The 650-nt window shown below is 50.5% G+C and carries 1 protein-coding gene; it reads right to left on the minus strand.

What is annotated here, in order from left to right:
* Nucleotides 1-650 (minus strand): hypothetical protein (locus tag EGI32_RS10915; RefSeq protein WP_255155415.1); only part of this gene is annotated, 650 nt, incomplete at both ends.

Here is a 650-nt window from a genome sequence, read left to right on the forward strand (position 1 = left end):
TAGAAGTAGTACTGATTGTTCCGTCAGATGCATTGTTACACGAAGTAGCTGTCGGGGTAGCCGTTCCCGTTATGGCGGCGCCAGAAGTTACTGTCCTGGTGATCGTACCTGTACATCCCCTGGAATCTGTAAAATTGATAGTATGCGAACCGGTTGAAATATTGGTAAATACACCGGTAGTATTCGTTGTTCCCCCGTCCAGGATATAGATCACCGGTGCAATACCGTTGGATGTTACCGTCCAGGAAGCGTTGTTGATACCCGGACAGGATGCCATAGTAGGGTTTCCGGTGGCGGTGAGCGTCGGTCCGGCAGTAACCGTTGCGGTAGCAGCACCTGTACAACCATTGGCCGCGGTAAACGTGATCATATGCGGGCCAGCCGCAACACCAGTAAATATGCCGGTTGTATTGGTTGCGCCGCCATCGAGTACATAAGTTACAGGCGTCGTTCCATTAGATGTGATGGTGATGCTTCCATCTACTGAATTATTGCACGATGTGGCAATTGGTACAGCATTACCAACCAGTCCAGCGCCTGATGTTACTGTGGCGGATGCAGAGCCTGTACAGCCATTGTTATCTGTAAATGTAACGGTATGGGCTCCCCCAGAAACGCTGGTAAAGATGCCCGTTGTATTACTCGTTCCG

This window comes from Ferruginibacter sp. HRS2-29 (assembly GCF_024343615.1).
Lineage (GTDB): Bacteria > Bacteroidota > Bacteroidia > Chitinophagales > Chitinophagaceae > Ferruginibacter.